This window comes from Streptomyces flavovariabilis (assembly GCF_000725785.1).
Lineage (GTDB): Bacteria > Actinomycetota > Actinomycetes > Streptomycetales > Streptomycetaceae > Streptomyces > Streptomyces hawaiiensis.
This window is the reverse complement of the sequence record NZ_JNXD01000003.1, coordinates 34,885-52,446: the sequence shown is the minus strand read 5'-3', so window position 1 is coordinate 52,446 and position 17,562 is coordinate 34,885. Positions and strand designations below refer to the sequence as shown.

14 protein-coding genes and 2 pseudogenes are annotated in these 17,562 nt (G+C 70.6%); 4 read left to right on the top strand and 12 right to left on the bottom strand.

What is annotated here, in order from left to right; all coding sequences use genetic code 11:
- The first annotated feature begins 118 nt into the window (after nucleotides 1-118).
- Nucleotides 119-646 (top strand): DUF6448 family protein, encoded by a 528-nt coding sequence (locus tag IO24_RS0107675; RefSeq protein ID WP_031133231.1) that lies wholly within the window; start codon nucleotides 119-121, stop codon nucleotides 644-646.
- Between the two features lie 127 nt (nucleotides 647-773).
- On the opposite strand, the gene IO24_RS0107670 is transcribed toward IO24_RS0107675, so the two are convergent.
- The 6 genes and pseudogenes from IO24_RS0107670 to IO24_RS40440 all read right to left on the bottom strand — a co-directional run bounded on the left by IO24_RS0107670 (nucleotide 774) and on the right by IO24_RS40440 (nucleotide 9,633).
- Complete coding sequence (locus tag IO24_RS0107670; RefSeq protein ID WP_031133230.1) at nucleotides 774-1,451, bottom strand: hypothetical protein; 678 nt, start codon at nucleotides 1,449-1,451, stop codon at nucleotides 774-776.
- A gap of 119 nt (nucleotides 1,452-1,570) precedes the next feature.
- A complete protein-coding gene (locus IO24_RS0107665) occupies nucleotides 1,571-2,320 on the bottom strand; it encodes a glucose 1-dehydrogenase (protein ID WP_031133229.1) in 750 nt (249 codons plus the stop codon).
- A 236-nt stretch (nucleotides 2,321-2,556) separates the two neighbouring features.
- Nucleotides 2,557-5,193, bottom strand: coding sequence for a cation-translocating P-type ATPase (locus tag IO24_RS0107660; RefSeq protein WP_031133227.1), 2,637 nt, complete (start codon nucleotides 5,191-5,193; stop codon nucleotides 2,557-2,559).
- A 119-nt stretch (nucleotides 5,194-5,312) separates the two neighbouring features.
- Complete coding sequence (locus IO24_RS0107655; protein ID WP_031133224.1) at nucleotides 5,313-6,191, bottom strand: potassium channel family protein; 879 nt, start codon at nucleotides 6,189-6,191, stop codon at nucleotides 5,313-5,315.
- A 113-nt stretch (nucleotides 6,192-6,304) separates the two neighbouring features.
- On the bottom strand, nucleotides 6,305-8,704 hold the full coding sequence (locus tag IO24_RS0107650) for a glycoside hydrolase family 65 protein (protein WP_031133222.1): 2,400 nt from the start codon (nucleotides 8,702-8,704) through the stop codon (nucleotides 6,305-6,307).
- Between the two features lie 57 nt (nucleotides 8,705-8,761).
- Nucleotides 8,762-9,633 (bottom strand): annotated as a pseudogene (locus tag IO24_RS40440) (universal stress protein).
- A gap of 317 nt (nucleotides 9,634-9,950) precedes the next feature.
- Between IO24_RS40440 and IO24_RS0107640 the strand changes: the two are divergent.
- The gene (locus IO24_RS0107640; RefSeq protein WP_045295989.1) at nucleotides 9,951-10,352 is read left to right on the top strand and encodes a Crp/Fnr family transcriptional regulator; all 402 of its coding nucleotides are present in this window, start codon (nucleotides 9,951-9,953) and stop codon (nucleotides 10,350-10,352) included.
- Between the two features lie 24 nt (nucleotides 10,353-10,376).
- A complete protein-coding gene (locus IO24_RS0107635) occupies nucleotides 10,377-11,054 on the top strand; it encodes a CBS domain-containing protein (RefSeq protein WP_031133218.1) in 678 nt (225 codons plus the stop codon).
- Nucleotides 11,055-11,108: 54 nt separating this feature from the next.
- Here the strand turns inward: IO24_RS0107635 and IO24_RS0107630 are convergent, their stop codons facing one another.
- Complete coding sequence (locus IO24_RS0107630) at nucleotides 11,109-12,101, bottom strand: Acg family FMN-binding oxidoreductase (RefSeq protein ID WP_420823202.1); 993 nt, start codon at nucleotides 12,099-12,101, stop codon at nucleotides 11,109-11,111.
- A 54-nt stretch (nucleotides 12,102-12,155) separates the two neighbouring features.
- Entirely contained in the window at nucleotides 12,156-13,082 is a 927-nt protein-coding gene (locus IO24_RS0107625; RefSeq protein WP_031133215.1) for a DUF1918 domain-containing protein, read from the bottom strand.
- 133 nt (nucleotides 13,083-13,215) lie between these two features.
- Here IO24_RS0107625 and IO24_RS0107620 point away from each other — a divergent pair, with 133 nt between their 5' ends.
- A complete protein-coding gene (locus tag IO24_RS0107620) occupies nucleotides 13,216-13,890 on the top strand; it encodes a CBS domain-containing protein (RefSeq protein WP_031133213.1) in 675 nt (224 codons plus the stop codon).
- A 241-nt stretch (nucleotides 13,891-14,131) separates the two neighbouring features.
- Here the strand turns inward: IO24_RS0107620 and IO24_RS0107610 are convergent, their stop codons facing one another.
- The 4 genes and pseudogenes from IO24_RS0107610 to IO24_RS0107595 form a co-directional block, all read right to left on the bottom strand.
- On the bottom strand, nucleotides 14,132-14,419 hold the full coding sequence (locus IO24_RS0107610; RefSeq protein WP_031133211.1) for a DUF1876 domain-containing protein: 288 nt from the start codon (nucleotides 14,417-14,419) through the stop codon (nucleotides 14,132-14,134).
- A 34-nt stretch (nucleotides 14,420-14,453) separates the two neighbouring features.
- Nucleotides 14,454-15,816, bottom strand: a pseudogene (locus IO24_RS40435) (nicotinate phosphoribosyltransferase).
- A 37-nt stretch (nucleotides 15,817-15,853) separates the two neighbouring features.
- Complete coding sequence (locus tag IO24_RS0107600; RefSeq protein WP_031133209.1) at nucleotides 15,854-16,459, bottom strand: Rv1733c family protein; 606 nt, start codon at nucleotides 16,457-16,459, stop codon at nucleotides 15,854-15,856.
- A 160-nt stretch (nucleotides 16,460-16,619) separates the two neighbouring features.
- Nucleotides 16,620-17,441 carry a universal stress protein gene (locus IO24_RS0107595; protein WP_031133207.1) on the bottom strand — a complete coding sequence of 274 codons (822 nt, stop codon included), beginning with the start codon at nucleotides 17,439-17,441 and terminating at the stop codon, nucleotides 16,620-16,622.
- Between the last annotated feature and the right edge of the window lie 121 nt (nucleotides 17,442-17,562).

Below are 17,562 nucleotides of genomic sequence, written 5' to 3'. Positions count from 1 at the left end.
GTGGTCCGTGCCGCAACCTCGGTCCCGGCGTCCGAGCGCACGGCTGCGACGGCAGCACTCTCCCGCTCGCGCTTGGCGGGTCGATGATGGAGGTGAACCGCAAAGGAGGTGACCGGCGATGCCACCGCACTGTGATTCTCTCGACGGTCCCGTCGTCACGGCCGCGCGCCAAGCCCTGGAGGGCAGTGATATCGACCAGGTCCTGCCCTACGTACCCGAAGAAAGGGAACCAGAGGTCCGTGAGGCGTTCAGTCTCACGGCCAATGCGCGCACGTTCGGCCGGGACGCACAGGAAGTGGCCGACCGCTGGTTCTTCGAGACGGTCGTCCGCGTCCACCGCGCCGGAGAAGGCGCTCCCTTCACGGGACTGAAGCCGGCCGGGCTCGATGTGGGGCCGGTGATCCCGGCTGCTGAGCGTGCCCTTGCTGCCGGCTCAGCGGAGGAACTGACCCGGGCACTCTGCGGGATCATCCGTGAGCAGGTGGAAGAGCGTCACGGCCGGGCCATGGCGCTCATGGAGCATGCCGCTGAGGGGGTGGCTGCCGCCCGCGCCTTAGTGGAGGCCAGTCTCGGCCTGCAGGTGTGGGCGCACCACGTGTACAAACAAGCGGTCGCCGTCCCGCACGCATCAACCCGGCGCTCGTAAGAAGCGAACAGTCCGGGCCCGCCCGCCGTAGAAATCCGGCGCAGAGGACGACGTGCGTATCGCCTGTTCGACGAGGACCCGCACGAGGTCGGTCCTCAGTTGCGGTGCCACGGCGTCCTCCCTGGATTCATGCAGTCGCACTGACACGCACGCGCAGGTTGCGGAACTGGCGGGTCTGCATGATCAGGTGGGCGGGCTCCCAGAACAGCACGTCCATGGCCCGGGTGAGGGGCCGGGGGCGGCTGCGACCCCTCGTGCGGACTATGAGCCGGGTCCTTCCGCCGGGCTCCGGCCGGAGGTGGAAGCCCCAGATCGAGTCGATGTACGCCTTGGGCAGCGGCTCGTACCGCACGTCGAAGGGTCGTCCCGAGGGCAGTTTCGTCTGCGAGCGCAGCACCAGGGTCCGCTCAGGTTCCAGGACCGCGACGGTGAACCAGGCGTCGCCGCTCGGCAGGGAGTCCAGGTGCTGGTCCTGCTCCAGGCGCTGCCACTCCGGGACGATGCGTTCCGCGCTCGGGCGTCCGCCGTTGTCCAGGCGGTCCCAGCTGTACCAGCCGCCGCGGTTGCAGCCCATCTGTGCCAGCCAGGGCCAGACCTCCTCGGGCGGCGCCCGCAGGGTCGTGGCCATGGTCGAGGTGCCGTCGGCATCGGGGACGAGGCCATCGCCGGGGAGGTCGCGGTCGGCTTCGTCGTGTGTCGTGCCCCAGGTCAGCACCCGTGGCCTTAGGAAGACGCCGTACAAGGCCAGCGCGGCAGCCGCCACACCGAGTGGACGTCGCCCGGTCCCAGGCCGGTGCTCGCTCATGTCTTCAGCGTCGCAGCTCCGTACCAGTCCCACCACGTGAACTCGGCACCGGCGACCCGGAGCCCGAGCCGATCCGAGTGCCGTCACTTCACGCACGGCATGTCGTTGGCCTCTCAGACTCAGTCGGCGGGAGTCAGGGCGGTGGGCGAGCCCGCGGTGACGCCGCCGTCCAGGACGAATTCCACGCCGGTCGAGAAGGTGGCCTCGGTGGCGATGAAGAGGACCATACGGGCGACTTCCTCGGGTTCACCGAACCGCGGGAGGGGCTGGCCGGCGGTGAACGAGTCGTCGAAGTCGGCCGTCATCGCTGTGCGCACCGCACCGGGATGGACCGAGCAGACCCGGATCCCGTCCGGGGCCAGTTCCAGAGCCGCGGCCTTGGTCAGCCCGCGCAGTGCCCACTTGCTGGTCACATACGCTCCGATGCCGGCGTAGCCGGTGAGGCCGGCGATCGAGGAGATGTTCACGATCACGCCTCCGCCGGCCCGGCGAAGAGACGGTGCCGCCGTTCGCATGCCCAGCCAGGCGCCTTGGCCGTTGACGTCGATGACCCTCCGGAAGGATTCGAGGCTCTGCTCCTCGACGGTCCCCCACTCGAGGATCCCGGCGTTGTTGACCAGCACCGAGACCGGGCCGAGGTCCCGCTCCGTCTCCGCGACAACCGTCTGCCAGCCGTCCTCGGTGCTGACGTCAAGGTGCGCGTAGCGGGCCGGGCCACCGAGCTCCGCCGCCAGCTTCTCCCCCTCGGCGTCGAGGACATCCGCGACCACCACGCTCGCGCCCTCGGCCGCGAACTTCCGCGCCACAGCGGCGCCGATCCCTCTGGCTCCGCCGGTGACGATCGCCACCCGCTCGTTCAGACGTCCCATCATGACCTCCTGAACCTGCCTCGACGAAAATGCGTAAGCGCGGCATCGGCAGCGACGCACTCGGCACGACGGCATGCCATGTCTGGTCTCAAGGGCCGCACGCCGAAGGCCAACAGGCCGGTCAAGGGGTCGCGCAGATGATCTCGACGACATGGCCCACTCAGGCCGGTGCCCCTCCAGACCAGTGTGGATTCCTCGCCTCCCTTGCGCATGCCGGGGACAGGCGCCCACGTCACTCAATGTCCCTGGGCTGCCGGTAGGCCCGCCCGCGGCGGGCGTTCCGGTCTCAGTCGCGCCTGGAGACGCATGACGACATGGCCGAGGCCGGACAGCACGCAGGCGATCGCCAGGTCGGTGAGCGCGAGCGGCTCCGTACCCAGCAAGTCCCGCAGGGGCGGCAGATAGACACCGGCCGCCTGGAGGCTCAGTGCCACTCCCACGGCGACCAGCAGGAACGGGTTGGCCAGGGTGCCCGGGCGGGCCCGGGAGCCGAGTGCCACGCCGAGCTGAGTCGCCCCGAGCACCAGAAACATCATGGACTGCCAGGGACGTCCGGTCTCCCGGGCCCAAACGCCGACCACGAGGGTCACCGTCGCGACGAAAGCCCCCATGAACAGGATTCGCGGCCACAGACCGGCCCCCAGCACGCTCTCTTCGGGAGGCCGGGGCGGGTGGCGCATCGTGTCCGGGTCGACGGGTTCCGCGCCGAGAGCGACACCGGGCAGACCGTGCGTGAGCAGGTTGATCCACAGGATCTGTGCGGGCAGCAGCGGCAGCGGCATCCCCAGGAAGGGGCCGAGGAGCATCACCAGGATCTCCGCGGTGCCCCCGGCGAGCGCGTAGAGCAGGAACCGGCGCACGTTCGCGTAGACCCGGCGTCCCTCCTCGACGGCCGCCACGATCGTGGCCGGGTTGTCGTCGGCGAGCACCAGATCGGCCGCCTGGCGTGCGACCTCGGTGCCGCGCCGGCCCATGGCCACGCCGATGTCGGCCTGACGCAGGGCCGGGCCGTCGTTGACGCCGTCCCCCGTCATCGCCACCACGTGCCCGGCCCCGCGCCACGCCTGGACGATGTCCAGCTTCTGCTCGGGAGTGGTCCGGGCGTAGACGCGTACATCCGTCAGATCGCCTGCTGTGCCTGCCCGGATCCGGTCGCCTGTGGTGACCTCGTCGTCCCGGGTGGCGATGCTGAGGCGCCCGGCCACGGCCCGCGCGGTCAGCGGGTGGTCGCCGGTGATGAGTACGGGGACGATGCCGGCCCGTTTGCACGCTGTGATCGTCGGCTCGGACGCGCTGCGGGGCGGATCCAGGATGCCGACGAGGCCGAGGAGCGACAAGCCCGATTCCCAGGTCGGGGGTGGCTGCGCCCGGCCGTCGTGGGCGGCCGAGGCGACGGCGAGCACCCGGTATCCACGGCGTGCCAACGCCTCCGCCTGTGCGGTCGCGCGGGCGACCGTCTCAGGGCGGTCGGCCAGAATCTGCGGGCGGAGCACGGATTCCGGCGCTCCTTTGCACGCGATGCGCAACCCGCCGTCCGGGCGGCGGTGCACGGTCGTCATGCGCTTGCGGCTGCTGTCGAAGGGAATCTCCTCCAGGCGCGGTAGTTCGCTGTCCAGCGCCGCCCGGTCCAGCCCGAGGCGGGCCCCGGCCACAAGCAGGGCGGCCTCGGTGGGATCGCCGAGCGCGCTCCACTCCGCAGAGTGGTCCGACGGGGGCTCCAGCGCCGCGTCGTTGCACAGCATCGCGACGCTCAGCAGCGCCGACAGGTCAGGCGCGCCGCCCGCGGTCACCGCCTCGTCGTCGCGGATGACCTGGCCCTCGGGTTCGTAACCGGTCCCCACGACCGATGCCTCGCCGAGGGACGTCCACAGTTGCTCGGCCGCCATCCGGCCCTCGGTCAGGGTGCCCGTCTTGTCGGTGGCGATCACAGTCACCGAGCCCAGGGTCTCCACCGCGGGCAGCCTGCGGACGATGGCGTGCCGGTCCGCCATCCGCCGTGCTCCCAGCGCCAGAGCGAGCGTCACCACGGCGGGAAGAGACTCCGGAACGGCGGCGACGGCGAGGCTGATCGCCGCCACGATCATCAGCTCCACGGGCTGGCCGCGCACCAGCCCGAGAGCGAGCACCACCGCGCACAGCGCCACCGTGACTGCCGCCAGCGTCCGGCCGAACTGCACCAGCCGGTGCTGCAGCGGGGTGAGGCCGGGCGCACCGCCCATCAGGGAAGCGATCCGGCCGAGCGCGCTGTCGGCCCCGGTCGCGGTCACCACAACCCGTCCGTGACCGCGGACGATGACCGTGCCGGCCGACACTGCCCCGCGCACTTCGTCACTGTCGGGGACCTTCTCCACCGGAACGGACTCGCCCGTCAGTGACGACTCGTCCGCCAGCAGCAACGCCGCCGCGAGCACGTCCCCGTCCGCGGGGACGATGTCCCCCTCGGCCACCAGGACCACGTCTCCCGGCACCACCTCGGCTGCCGCGACGGAGCGCTCCTCACCGTCCCGCACCACCCTGGCGGCGGGGGCGCTCATGGCGGACAGCGCCATCACCGCCTGTTCCGCCCGCACCTCCTGTACGACGCCGACCACGGTGTTCACGATGATCACGAACAGGATCACCACGGCGTCGGAGAGATCGCCCGTCCCGATGGTCAGGGCGGCCGCCACGAGCAGAACCAGGATCAGCGGATCGCGCAGCTGCTGCAGCACCCGCCGCCACACCGGAGTCCGCGGTTCCGCGGGGATCTCGTTGGGCCCGTGGAGAGCCAGCCGCCGCGCGGCCTCGACCGACGACAGCCCTGTGGCGGGAGTCGTGCCCGGGAGCCGGTCGACCTTCGCGGCGGGTCTGCGGTCTCCCTCCCGCCGGTTCATGTCCGTGACAGAGTCGCGTCCGGGCGGTTCCGTGCGTGGGCTGCCATCCACCGCTCCCGTCGTGTACCCGGCCACCGACCCGAGGGACGTGCCCCCGCCTTCTCAGAGTGCACCCTTGCTCAAGGCTGCGCGCGGCTGCGGCCGTGATCGTCGGCGTACGCGGCGAACACTTCCGTCGGCGTTCCGCCCGTATGGAGGAAGCGCTGGTCAAGGATGGCGGCGAAGTCCTTCAGGGCACCGGCGAGCAGGTCACCGGCCAGTCGCACCTCCGGCCGCCGCGCCGCCTGCCCGCGTCGGGCAAGGGCATCGGCGTAGCCGACCATGACCGCCAGCGACGAGTGGTCCTCCCCGTCGTGGAAGTAGTACGCCTCGGCGTACTGGGTGAAGTCGATCCGGACGCGTACGACCTCGGTGGCCAGGCTGTCCAGCAGGAGCGCCCCCGCCGTGCAGTCGATCTGCTGCGTCGTCGGGCCCGAGTCGCGCAGCAGCGCCAGCCGAATGGCCAGGACCCTTCTGCGGGTCAGCGCCGGGTAGATCTCCAGCACCCAGGAGACCGTGGCTGTCAGGAGGGCGAAGCCGACGAGGGCTTCCAACGGTGAGACCAGGCGAAGCCAGCTCTCAGCGGGTGCGATGTCCCCCAGTCCCAGGGTGGCGACCGTGACGAGCGACAGGTACACGGAGTCGAGCAGCGCCGGCTCCTTCGCCGCCTCGGAACCGGGCGAGAAGGTGAACGCCCCGGGCATGTGGGGCCAGTAGACGATGGCCCAGCCGAGGATGACGGTGACGGCCCACATACTCACCACCGTCACCATGGCGAGCGGTCCCACGAGCCCGACCACCCGCCTACGCGCACGAAAGCGCCGGGCCAGTCGCCACAGCGCCGTCATGACGAGGCGGCTCAGGCCACCGTGGCGGGTTGGGTGCCAGAGGGTGTGGAACAGGTCCCGCAGGGTGATCATGACGAGCCCCGCACCGACCAGCGAGACCAGCCACTTCATCCACGTCTCCAACGGCCCTTGTCGCCTCAAGCGGAACCCGCCTTCTCGGAGCCTATGGCCTGTGTGGTGGATCATGCGGCAGCCGCGGGGCCCGGCACGCCCATGTGCGCTGATCAACTCATCGGCAGCTCGAGCGTGCAGGTCTCCCCGGGCGCGACGGTCACAGCCCGGTCGGCCAGCACCACGCGGATCGGCGATTCCTCCGAGTCGGGCACACCGATCCCCAGCTGCCCTCTTCGGCGCCGTATGCCGACACCCCAGTGACCGCGGTAGCGCAGCGAGAATCCGTACTCGGACAGTGCCGGGAGGGGGACCGGGTCCAGCCACAGGGCGTCCTCGCGTGTCTCCAGCCCGGTCAGACCCCGCTGGACCAGGTCGAGGGTCCCGGCCATGGCCCCGAGATGGATGCCCTCGCCGGTCGTGCCGCCCTGGATGTCGGCGATGTCCGCCTGCAGGGCCTCCTGGACGTACTTCCATGCCTCGGCCCGTCTTGCGCGGGCGAGGACCAGGCCGTGGACGAGCCCGCTGAGCGTGGAGCCGTGGCTGGTGCGCTGGAGGTAGTAGTCGACAGTCCTGCGCCAGACCTCGTCGTCCAGGTCGTACCCGAGGCGCCGGAACAGATCCCGCAGCTCTGCGGGCGAGAAGAGATAGCCGAGCATGAGGACGTCGGCCTGCTTGGACGCCTTGTAGCGGGTGACCGTGTCGCCCTCGGCCTCCAGGATCCGGTCCAAGCGCCGGATGCCGTCGTATCGCGCCCGGTAGGCGTCCCAGTCCAGCTCGGCGAGGTCGTCGTACCCCTCGAACTGGCTGATGACGCCCTGGTGGAAGGGCACCCGCAACCGCCGGGAGACCTCCTCCCACTTGGGCAGTTCGTCGCCGCCCAGCTGGACGCGTTCAAGCAGTTCTTCCCGGCGCCAGGCGGGAAGGCGCCGCAGGAGGTCCAGGGCACGGGTGAGGACCCAGGCGGCGGTGACGTTGGTGTACGTGTTGTCGTCAAGCCCCGGCGTGGTGGCACCTGGGTAGCGGTCGTGGTATTCGTCGGGGCCGACGACGCCGCGGATGCGGTAGCGGCCCGTGCCGGGGTCGAAGTCGGCGAGGTCAGCCCAGAAGCGGGCGATCTGCAGCAGCATCTCCGCGCCCTTGGTGTGCAGGTACTCGGTGTCGCCGGTGGCCTCGCAGTACTGCCACACGTTGTAAGCGACCGCCGAGCCCACGTGGTGCTGAAGCCGGGAGTGGTCGGGCAGCCAACGCCCCGAGTGCGGGTTGAGATGCCACACCTGAGTCTCCTCGCGGCCGTCGCTGCCGCTCTGCCACGGGTACATCGCCCCGGCCCGGCCGATGGCGGCGGCCGCCCGGCACGCTCGCGGGAGGCGTCGGTAGCGGTAGTTCAGCAGCGCCCGGGAGACCTCGGGGAAGTGCAGGTTGAGATACGGCAGCACGAACAGTTCGTCCCAGAACACATGGCCCCGGTACGCCTCACCGTGCAGGCCCCGGGCCGGCACTCCCACGTCGAGGTCCGCGGTGTGCGGCGAGAGCGTCTGCAGGACGTGGAAGAGGTGCAGGCGCAGGACGCGGCCGGCCCGGCCGGGCACCTGGATGTCCGCGCGCCGCCACAACCGCTCCCACGCGGCGACGTGGGAGTCCAGCAGATCCGAGATGCCCCCCGCCGTGGACACCCGGTCGAGTGCTGCCTCCAGCGGGTCGCTGATCGCCGTGTCGCGGGAGGTGAACAGCGCCACGGTCTTCTCCACGTCCACGGGTCGGCCCGGAGCGATCGGGACCACCAGGCGGTGCACGGCACGGCGCCGGGCGGGACGCAATTCCGAAGGGGCCGCGGATCGACCGACGACGACCGTCCGGGCGGCCAAGGCGACACCTATGCCCGAGGTGCTGGTGCGGCAGCTCAGCCAGGCCGTGCCGGGCTCCTGTGGCCCCGTCCGCACACGGGTCAGGTGGCTCCCGTTGAGGGCGCGGTAGCGGTGCACGTTGCCGTTGATCACGTCACCGTCGAGGCCGGACTCGATCTCGATCTCCCCCGACCAGTCCTCGGGCGTGAAGACCGTCCGCAGGGCCGCCAGGTGAGGGTCTCCCATGTGCACCAGGCGGGTCTGCCGGACGCCGAGCACGCCCACATCGTCGTCCCGGAAACGAAGCGTGCGGGTGAGCGTGGCCCGGCGCAGGTCCAGGACGTGCCGGTAGTCCAGTAGCGCGCTCGTGTCAGGAGAGAACCACGGGCACCACGCTCCCCCGGTGCGGCGCACACGGAACCGCAGAAGCAGCCAGTTCGGAAGGTTGACCAGGTCCTCGTTCACCACGTGCCGTCCCGCCACGGTCGACTCCAGGCGGTTGTAGCACCCGGCGGCGTAGGTCCCCGGGTAGTGCACCAGGCCCGCCCGGCACTCGGGCGCCGCGCCACGCGTGGCGAAGTAGCCGTTGCCCAGCGTGCAGAGTGATTCGCGCAGGCGCTCGGCCGTGGGGTCGTAGCCCTCGTACTCCCATGTCCAGTCCGACATCCGCGCCCTCCCCTTCTCGCTCGACGAGATGTGCGGGAGTGTGAGACGCGCGCCGGGTCAGGCCCGCTGCGGGACGACGGCCACCGGGCACTCGGCGTGATGCAGCAGGGTGTGGGCGACCCTGCCGAGTTGCAGACCGAAGTGACCGTGCCGCCTCAATGCGCCCACGACCACCAGATCGGCCTCGGTCGAGGCATCCAGGAGGACCTTGTGTGCGGGGCCTTCGACCGCTCGGCGATGCACATCGACCTGCGGATGGTCCCGTACGGCGTCGCGCAGTGCGTCGGTGAGGAACGCGGAGGCCCGTTCCTCGTGGGCACCGGCGGCGTCGTCCGCGACGAGGGGATGGTCCACGTGCTCATGGGCGGGGCGACGCCAGGCCCATACCGCGTGCAGGCCGCTGCCGCGCGCCTCGGCCTCGCGGAAGGCGAACCGCACAGCGGCCGAGCCCTCCGTCGAATCGCCGACGCCGACCGTGACCTTGCCGAAGGTGCCCTGCTGGTTCCGCTCCCCGCCGCGGACCACGAAGACCGGGCACACCGCACGGGCGGCCACCGCGAGGCTGACCGACCCCAGCAGCAACCCGGCGACCTCGCCGCGGCCGCGGGAGCCCACGACCAGGGCGAAGGATTCATGAGCCGCGTGCAGGAGCGCGGACACGGCGTCGTCGGGCAGCACATCGACACCTTCACCTGCGGGTTGCGCAGTTGGGCGCGTTCCGCGCAGGACGCCGCGATGTGCTCGGCCAGAACCTCTTCGGCCGGACGGTCGGTGCTGAAGGAGGGGAGGCGACCCTCGTACCGCTCCCACAAAGAGGCGTGGACGAGCCGCAGAGACAGCCCGAGACGCGCCGCCTCGTCCACCGCCCAGTCCACGGCCTGCAGGCTGGACTCCGATCCGTCGACACCGACGACCAGCGGGAGTTCCATGGTCACCATCACCTTCCTGCCCCGGGCACTGCGGGAAGTCCCTGTCAATACCGTCGCACCGCCCTGGGCTCGTCGCGACACGTGGAGTGACTCTTGGCAGGGGCACCCACGCCCAGGTTGCACGGCGCCGATTTGCGACGATTGTGGAGTCAGGTGGCTGTGAGAAGAAGCGGAGTGCCGCCCTGCCATCTCAGCCACGGCCGTCTCTTCGGCCGGATGCGAGCCCGTCCGCCTCGAGGTCATGGTGAAGGGAGGCGATCGTGGTTGCGAGGACCGGCGCTTTCGGCGCCCTGACCAAGAAGCATCAGGAGCAGCTCATGTCGCTCGCTCGTGAAGTGTCGTTCGCGATCGACGAGCGCATCTTCAACGAGGGCGTCAAAGCCGACCGCTTCTGGATCATCCACACGGGCACCGTCGCTCTCGACGTCCATGTTCCCGGCCGCCGGGCAGCTGTCATCGAGACCCTCGGTGCCGGGGAACTACTGGGCTGGTCCTGGCTGGTCCCTCCCCATCACTGGCACTTGGGGGCCCAGGCCACCAGCCCGGTGCGCGCCTACGAGTTCGACGCGGCCGCGGTCAGTGAGCTGTGCGGGAAGGACCCGGAACTGAAGCAGGAACTGTTGGCCTATGTCGCCGCAGTGATCGCGGGGCGGCTCAGGTCCGCGCGGGTTCGGCTGCTCGACCTGTACGCGCCCTACGGCGCGGGCGAGGTGCCCTGACGAGGCGAGGCGAGGTGGTTCGCGGTGTCCGAGACCCCGCACATCGTGAGCGATGTGATGACCCAGACGGTCGTGGCCGTGGGACGCGACGCGCCGTTCAAGGAGATCGTCCGGACCATGGAGCAGTGGAAGGTAAGTGCCATGCCGGTCCTGGAGGGTGAAGGGCGCGTCATCGGCGTCGTGTCCGAGGCCGACCTGCTGCCCAAGGAGGAGTTCCGCGACAGCGACCCGGGCCTCTTCGAGCAGCGTCGACGCCTGTCCGACCTCGTCAAGGCCGGGGGCGTGACGGCGGAGGAGCTCATGAGCACCCCCGCGATCACGGTCCACCCCGATACCACCTTGGCCCAGGCCGCCAGGATCATGGCCGTCCGGCGCGTCAAGCGGCTGCCCGTGGTCGACCAGGTGGGCATGCTCCAGGGCATCGTCAGCCGTGCCGATCTGCTGAAGGTCTTCCTGCGGTCGGACGAGGACATCGAGGAGGAGGTCCGCCGCACCGTGGTGTCCTACCTCTTCCCGGCCTTCAGCCACGCCATCCACGTGAACGTGCACGAGGGAGTCGTCACCCTCCGCGGACACATCCGCGACACCTCGCTCATCTCGGTCGCCGTGCGCCTCGTGCGCGCCGTGGAGGGCGTCGTGGACGTCGAGCCACAGCTCACCGGGCAGTCCGCCGTTCCGGACGAGCCCGAGGACGGTCAGTGACCCGTGTGCCGGCCGCCGCGCCCGGCACCGACGGGCTGCGGTCCCTCAGGCAGGTCAGGGCCGGATGTCGAGTACCTCCGGCACTTGCCGTCGCGGCGTGCGGGGGCCTTTGGGGCCGTATCCCAGGCGCAGCAGCATCTGCGTGTAGCCCGTCCCGGTGACCGGATCACGCAGCGGCCAGCGCAGGTCCGCCCATTCGAGGGGTTGGGTGGCGAAGGAGCTGGACAGGCCCTCCAGGGTGGCCAGCAGCAGGACGCGTTCCATGGCCTGGCCGGCACGCAACCAGTCCTCCGGGCGGTCGTGGCTCGTGCTGACGAGGGCGACCTGCGGGCTCTGTTCGAAGTCCGCGGCGTCCCGTCCCGCCACTTGCCGCGGGCCCGCGAAGTCCCGCATGGGAGCCTTGCCCCCGCGCTTGCGCGGCCCGAAGGCGTATTCGGGGACTCCGTCGTCGGTCATGTTCACCGACGGAGCATCGAGACGGGTCCATTCGGCCAGGTCCTGGTCGCTGCCGCGGTCGGTGCGGTTGCGCGCCTCGGCTTCCTGGACCACCTCCAGCACCTCCTGCAGATGCCATGAGGTGGGGAACGTCAGCACGGCTCCCTCACGCCGGGCGGCCTCGCTGAGCGCCTCCCGCACGGCATCGGGAATCTCCGTCTCGTCGAACGGGAAGCGGCTGCTGTGCCGTTCGTGGATCGCCGGATACAGCGCGCCGAGGTCGTTCTCCCCGACTCCGGGTGCGGTCAGCCGCACACTCGCTAGGAGCGCCGGATCGGACGGGTCGTGCAGCAGCCGGGTCTCCGGATGCCAGCCCTCGTGAGCCACGGCGACCCGCAGGTTCAGCAGGGCGGCGCCGCAGCCGATGTGAAGGCCGCGGGTACGGGGGTCGGAGCGGGGCATGGCACGCTCGAAGTCGGCGCGCATCTCGAACGTGCGGCTGCGCCGGACGTAGCGGAAGCGCCAAGGCTGTGCGTTGTGCATCGACGGGGCGGCGACAGCGTCGTGGACCAGGTCCGTCAGGCGCTCGTCGTACGGTTCTTGTCCGCTCACCGGAGTCTCCTCTCGCGAGTCGGCGGCAGGCCAGGGGACCAGTCCTGCGGTGGCTCACTGGTCGTCAGGGGTGATGCGTCTGCCCGTGAGGCTCGCGGGCCGGATCGACACCCACATCTCGCGTTCACCGCCTGCCCAGGGTGTGGTGTGGGCGCGTCGGGTGAGCCCGTGCACGGCGTCGGGCTCCGTGACGGCGTGCGCCGGGCCGACTGCCAGCACACTCCAGCCTTGACTCATGGCCTCGTCCACATGGTCCACTTCGAAGGCGACTTCCTTCCCCACGGCCGCTGCCGGCACCGAGCCGGGCGCCGTCCGGAAAACGACGGCGTCGTCTACGACCTCGTAGTTGACCGGGACCACCGCCGGGCGACCGTCGGACGCCGGGAGCGCGATGCGCCCCACACCGTGCGTGGAGAGCAGAGTGCGGCACTCCTGCGGGCTGAGATCCCTCAGCCGCGGGTGCAGGAGCGCCCGGCCTTGGCCGGGAGGGAAATCGATGCCGCCCCCGCGCAGGGCAGCGACGGTGGTGCCCAGCGCGTCGGCCAGCCTGATGAGAGTGCCCAGACTCGGGTCGGCGGGCTGTTCCTCCAGGTACGCCAGGTAGTCGGGCGACATGCGGGCGCGGCGGGCCGTTTCTCCCAGACTGAGCCCACTCCTGTGGCGTTCCGCGGCCACGCGCCGACCGATGTCGCCAGGGTTGGGAGTCCCGGTCGGCGGGGCCGCCGCGGAGACGGACCCCGGCTCGACCTTTTCCGGCTGGGAAGCCCCCGGGGGAGTCCCGGGCTGCTGTCCGTGCTCGACGTGGTGGAGGTGCGCGTCAGGGCCGGGGAACACGAGCGTCACTTCGTTCGTGTCCGACCAGCGCACGTCGTAGGGAGGTGTTCCGTCCTCGTGGTGGAGTGCGACGATCTCGCCGTCGCGCCTGGTGGCGCCGGTCGCCGGGCTTTCGATGACGAGTTGGTCGCCGAGGTGAGCTCGCATGATCGCCGCCCTCTCCTCAGAATGGTGTTGTAACCAACGTGCCACGCGCGACAGGCCACCGCATGGGCCGACCGGTCCCAATCCGCAGGGTGGGCCGAGATGACTGACTGTCACGTACCGGATGGGAGCCGACATGCGCCACCGAACGGTCGCGGAACTCATGACCCACGACGTCGTCCGAGCGCGGCGTGACACGCCGTTCAAGGAGATCGCCAGGATCCTGGCGGAGAACGACGTCACCGCCGTACCCGTCGTGGACGATCTGGACCGTCCCGCGGGTGTGGTGTCGGAGGCCGATCTGCTGCGCAAGAGCGCCGACCAGGCCGACCCGTCCGGTCGAAGCCCGGTTCCACACCTTGAGGCATGGGAGCGGGCCAAGGCGGAGGGGTCCCGCGCCGAGGAGCTGATGTCGGCTCCCGCGGTGTGCGCACGTCCGGAGTGGAGCGTGGTCGAGGCCGCCCGGCTGATGGAGGTCCATCACATCAAGCGGCTGCCCGTGGTGGACGAGACGGACCGGCTGCTGGGCATCGTCAGCCGTGGTGACCTGCTGCGGATCTTCCTGCGCCGGGACGACGCCATCCGCGACGAGATCACCGAGGACGTGCTGCGGCGGACGATGGGCCTTGCTCCCTCGGAGGTGACGGCCGAGGTGCGCGACGGACGGGTCGAACTCGGTGGCTCCGTCGAGTTCAGGAGTCTGATTCCCGTCATCGAGCGGCTGTGCGGCAGTGTCGACGGCGTGGTCTCGGTCGCCGGGCACATCGACTACCGGAACGACGACGCCCGCCCTTCATCCGCCGGCGGCTGAGCCCTGCGGAAACGTGGTCGGGCGGAGGGCCGGCGCCGGAACCGTCGGCCTCCGGAAACGGTCACTCACCTGCCGGCCCCGGGCGCGTCCCGGTGCCCGGCCTCACAGCCGGCTCAGCCCGTGATCTCGATGCGGTGCGCCTTCCCCTGCTCGGTCTTCGGGACGCGCACCGTGAGGATCCCCGATGCGGCGGGTGTGCCTGCGTACCACCCCTGCGTGCTCCTTTGCTTGCCGCCGTCGGTCACAAGCGCCAGCCGACGGACGGACGGGTGCTCGGCCGGGACGCCCCCACGCCCTCGATGTCGCGCTCGGCGATGTCCAGCAGTTGCTGGGCGAGTTCCCGCATGGCCCTGCCCGCCGCCAGTTCGTCGCCGATCTCCGGCACGTTCGTGTCCGCCGGATTACGGTGCGCGGTTCCATGGCCGGTGAGCTCCGTGGTGCCGGTGTCCAGCACCACATGTGCCTTCGTCGCTCCCTCGTCGTCCTCGAAGAGGTGGAGACGAACCTTCCATTCCACCGTATGTGGCATCACTTTCCTCCTCACTGCGATCCGGATCGGCCCGTCATGGACGCGCGGGCCGTGCGTAGGGAACCGACGTCTGTTCGTCGATGCGGCGCCGGACGCGGCGGGCGAGTGCGCTCAAGTGCTCGGAGGCCGTCGCGCGGGGCGCGACCGGGTCCCGTATCCGGCGGGCGGCCGGTGGCAGACCGGCCAGATCGGCGGCGAGTCTCTCCCGGCACTCGTCGAGTGTGGGCCTTCCACCGGTGCGCTGCCCATCGCGCATTCACCGTCTCCAGCAGCGGGCTGCCGTCGCCGGGCGACTGTTCGTCGGCGAGACGGATCACGTCGGCGTATGCCGTGCGGCGGAACACCTGCTTGGGGCCGGGTGCGGTCACTTTCGCCGACGACAGCTTCATCACCGGCCGCCCGTCGTACTCCACCATCTTGTACGCGGAGTCCAGGTACGGGGCGTCGGCGGAGACCCCGACGCGGGTACCGACGGCGTAGGTGTCGATCGGCGCTCTGGAGCGGACCAGGTCGTCCACGGCGTACTCGTCGAGACCGCCGCTGGCGATGATCCGTACCTCGGGCAGGCCGACGCTGTCGAGGATGGAGCGTGCCCGGGCCGCCAGGGCACCGAGGTCGCCGCTGTCCAGCCGAACGGCCGAGCCGGGGCCCCGGGCCGCGTGGTCGAGGTCTCGCAGGACGCGCGCCGCGACGCGGACGCCTTCCTCGGTGTCGTAGGTGTCCACCAGCAACGTCACGGGCCCGGGGTGGCAGCGTGCGAAAGCGCGGAACGCTTCTTCCTCCGTGGCGAACGCCTCCACGTAGGAGTGGGCCATCGTGCCGACGGCGGGGATGCCGAGAGCCGTGGCCGCGGCCACGTTGCTGGTTCCGGCGAAGCCCACCATCGCACCGAGCCGGGCGGCCTGGAACCCGGCCTGCGGGCCGTGGGTGCGCCGCAGGGAGAAGTCCACGACCGGATGCCCGGCCGCCGCGAGTACACAACGCGCTGCCTTCGAGGCGATGGCCGTCTGGTGGCTGAGCTGGTTGAGCACGTACGTTTCGTCCAATTGGGCCTGTGGAAGCGGCGCGGTCACCTCCAGCAGAGGCTCTCCCGCGAGCACGATCCGGCCCTCCGGTACGGCCCGCACGTCACCCTTGAACGCCAGACCGAGCAGGGGTTGAAGATCCCGCGGCGGCCGGTGCAGCGCGGAAGCGAAGGCGTCGACGTCCTCGGGGCCCACTCGGAGACCGGACAGGTAGTCCAGGGCCGGCTCCAGTCCGGCGGCGACCAGGAAGCCCCGCTCAGGAGGGAGGTCGCGGACGAAGAGGCTGAAGGTGGCCGGGCCGGTCATCCCCTCCCGAAGGTAGGACATGGCCATCGTCACCTCGTACAGATCGGTGGTCGTCGCTTCGGACATCGGCGTCGCCTCCTCGCGCACATCCGGTCTCTGCACGTCATCCGCGGAAGCGCCCGGACCATAGGGGCTCCACGAGGTCCCACTCGGCGTCCCACTGCGCGTGCCTTCTCCGGTCCAGCACGCGGCGCGTGCCTCCACGCAGCGCGAAGAACCCGCCGACCACTCCGACCGCGGCCATGCCGCCCACGAACCAGCCGTTGGTTGTCGCGGTGAGCGTGGTCATCGGCGGGCTGGTGATGGTTCCCTCCCGGTCCAGCCACACCGGCACGGTGGCCCCCTCGGGCGTTCCCGACTTCACGAGGGTCGTTCCCGTCGTGACCTTGCCGTTGTCGTCGGTCCAGCGGACGTGCGCCTGTTGCTTCCCGTCCGCGGTGGCGCCCTTGACGCTCGACGTAAGCCGGGCGGTGGCCTCTTGCCGTTCGGCCGACTGGGCTTGCACGGTGCGCATCGACGACTCGTACGCTGTCAGCCCCGCGCTGAGCGCTGCCACCGGTAGTCCGAGGACCAGAACGAGCATCAGGAAGCGGCGGATCCAGGTTTCGAACCTGTCGGACGGACGGATCAGGGGGTTCATCCCCTTGGGCGGGGGTTCCCTGCGCGACGGGGAAGGACCGGACGCGTACGGCGAACCTTGTGCACTCATGAGTCGGCCTCCAGCAGGTCGCTGGTCCCGTTTCCCCACCGCTTGGTCCCACCATCGGACAGCAGCGGACTTCTGTCACAGGGCCGAAGGTCCCTGTCGGGCCGGCTTCCGGCCTCAATAAGGCCGACCCATCGACGTGGTCCGTCCCTGCCGGCTGCGGTCATATCCGGGGAACGACCGCGATCGGGCACGGCGCGTGATGCAGTAGCGCGTGGTTGGTCAGGCCCAGTTGCAAGCCCAGGTGCCCTTGTCGTCTGCGGGCGCCGACGACCAGCAGATCCGCCTCCGACGCGGCTTCCAGCAGTGCCTGGCGTGCCGGTCCCTCGATCACCCGTCGGCTCACCTGGGCGTCGTGGTATTGCTCATCCGGGGTGCGCAGGGCGTCATCGAGCACCTGCGCCGGCGACCGGCGGTGGGCTTCCAGGGCGTACCACGAGGGGGCCTGAGCTGTGGTGAGGGCACCCACCTGTGTGCTCCAGGCATGTACAGCGACCAGCCGACAGCGCCGAACCTGGGCCTCGCGGAGGGCGAACTGCACGGCCGTACCGCTGCCCTCGCCCTCCTCTACACCTACGACCACACTTCCGAACCGGTCATTCCGGTGCTCCGCCGCGCCGCGGACCACCACGACCGGGCAGTCCGCGCGTGCCGCCACGGCGAGGCTGACCGACCCCAGGAGCATCCCGGCGAGGTCTCCGAGCCCCCTGGAGCCGAGTGCCAGCGCAAAGGCGTTGCGTCCCTTGTCGACCAGGGCGGAGGCCGCGTCGTCGTGCAGCACCTCGCTCGACAGCCGCACCGTGGGCGCCCCCTTGACGGCACGCTCCGAGGCGTGACCGATGACGTCGGACACCTCGTGATCGCGCGGCGCCGCGTGCAGGAGGTGGAGTGGCACTTCGTGCCGGACCGCCTCGTCGGCGGCCCAGTCCACCGCCTCCAGGCTCGCCTCGGACCCGTCGACGCCGACCACCAGGGGAATCGTCATCGCCCCTGCCTCCTCTCCGGCCGGCCCGCCTCCGGCCCCTCCCTTGCGGGTGCACATGCGCCACGGAAGGGATTGGGGTACTCCTCGAATGAGGAACGCGCCACGCTCGGCATGTCGGCAA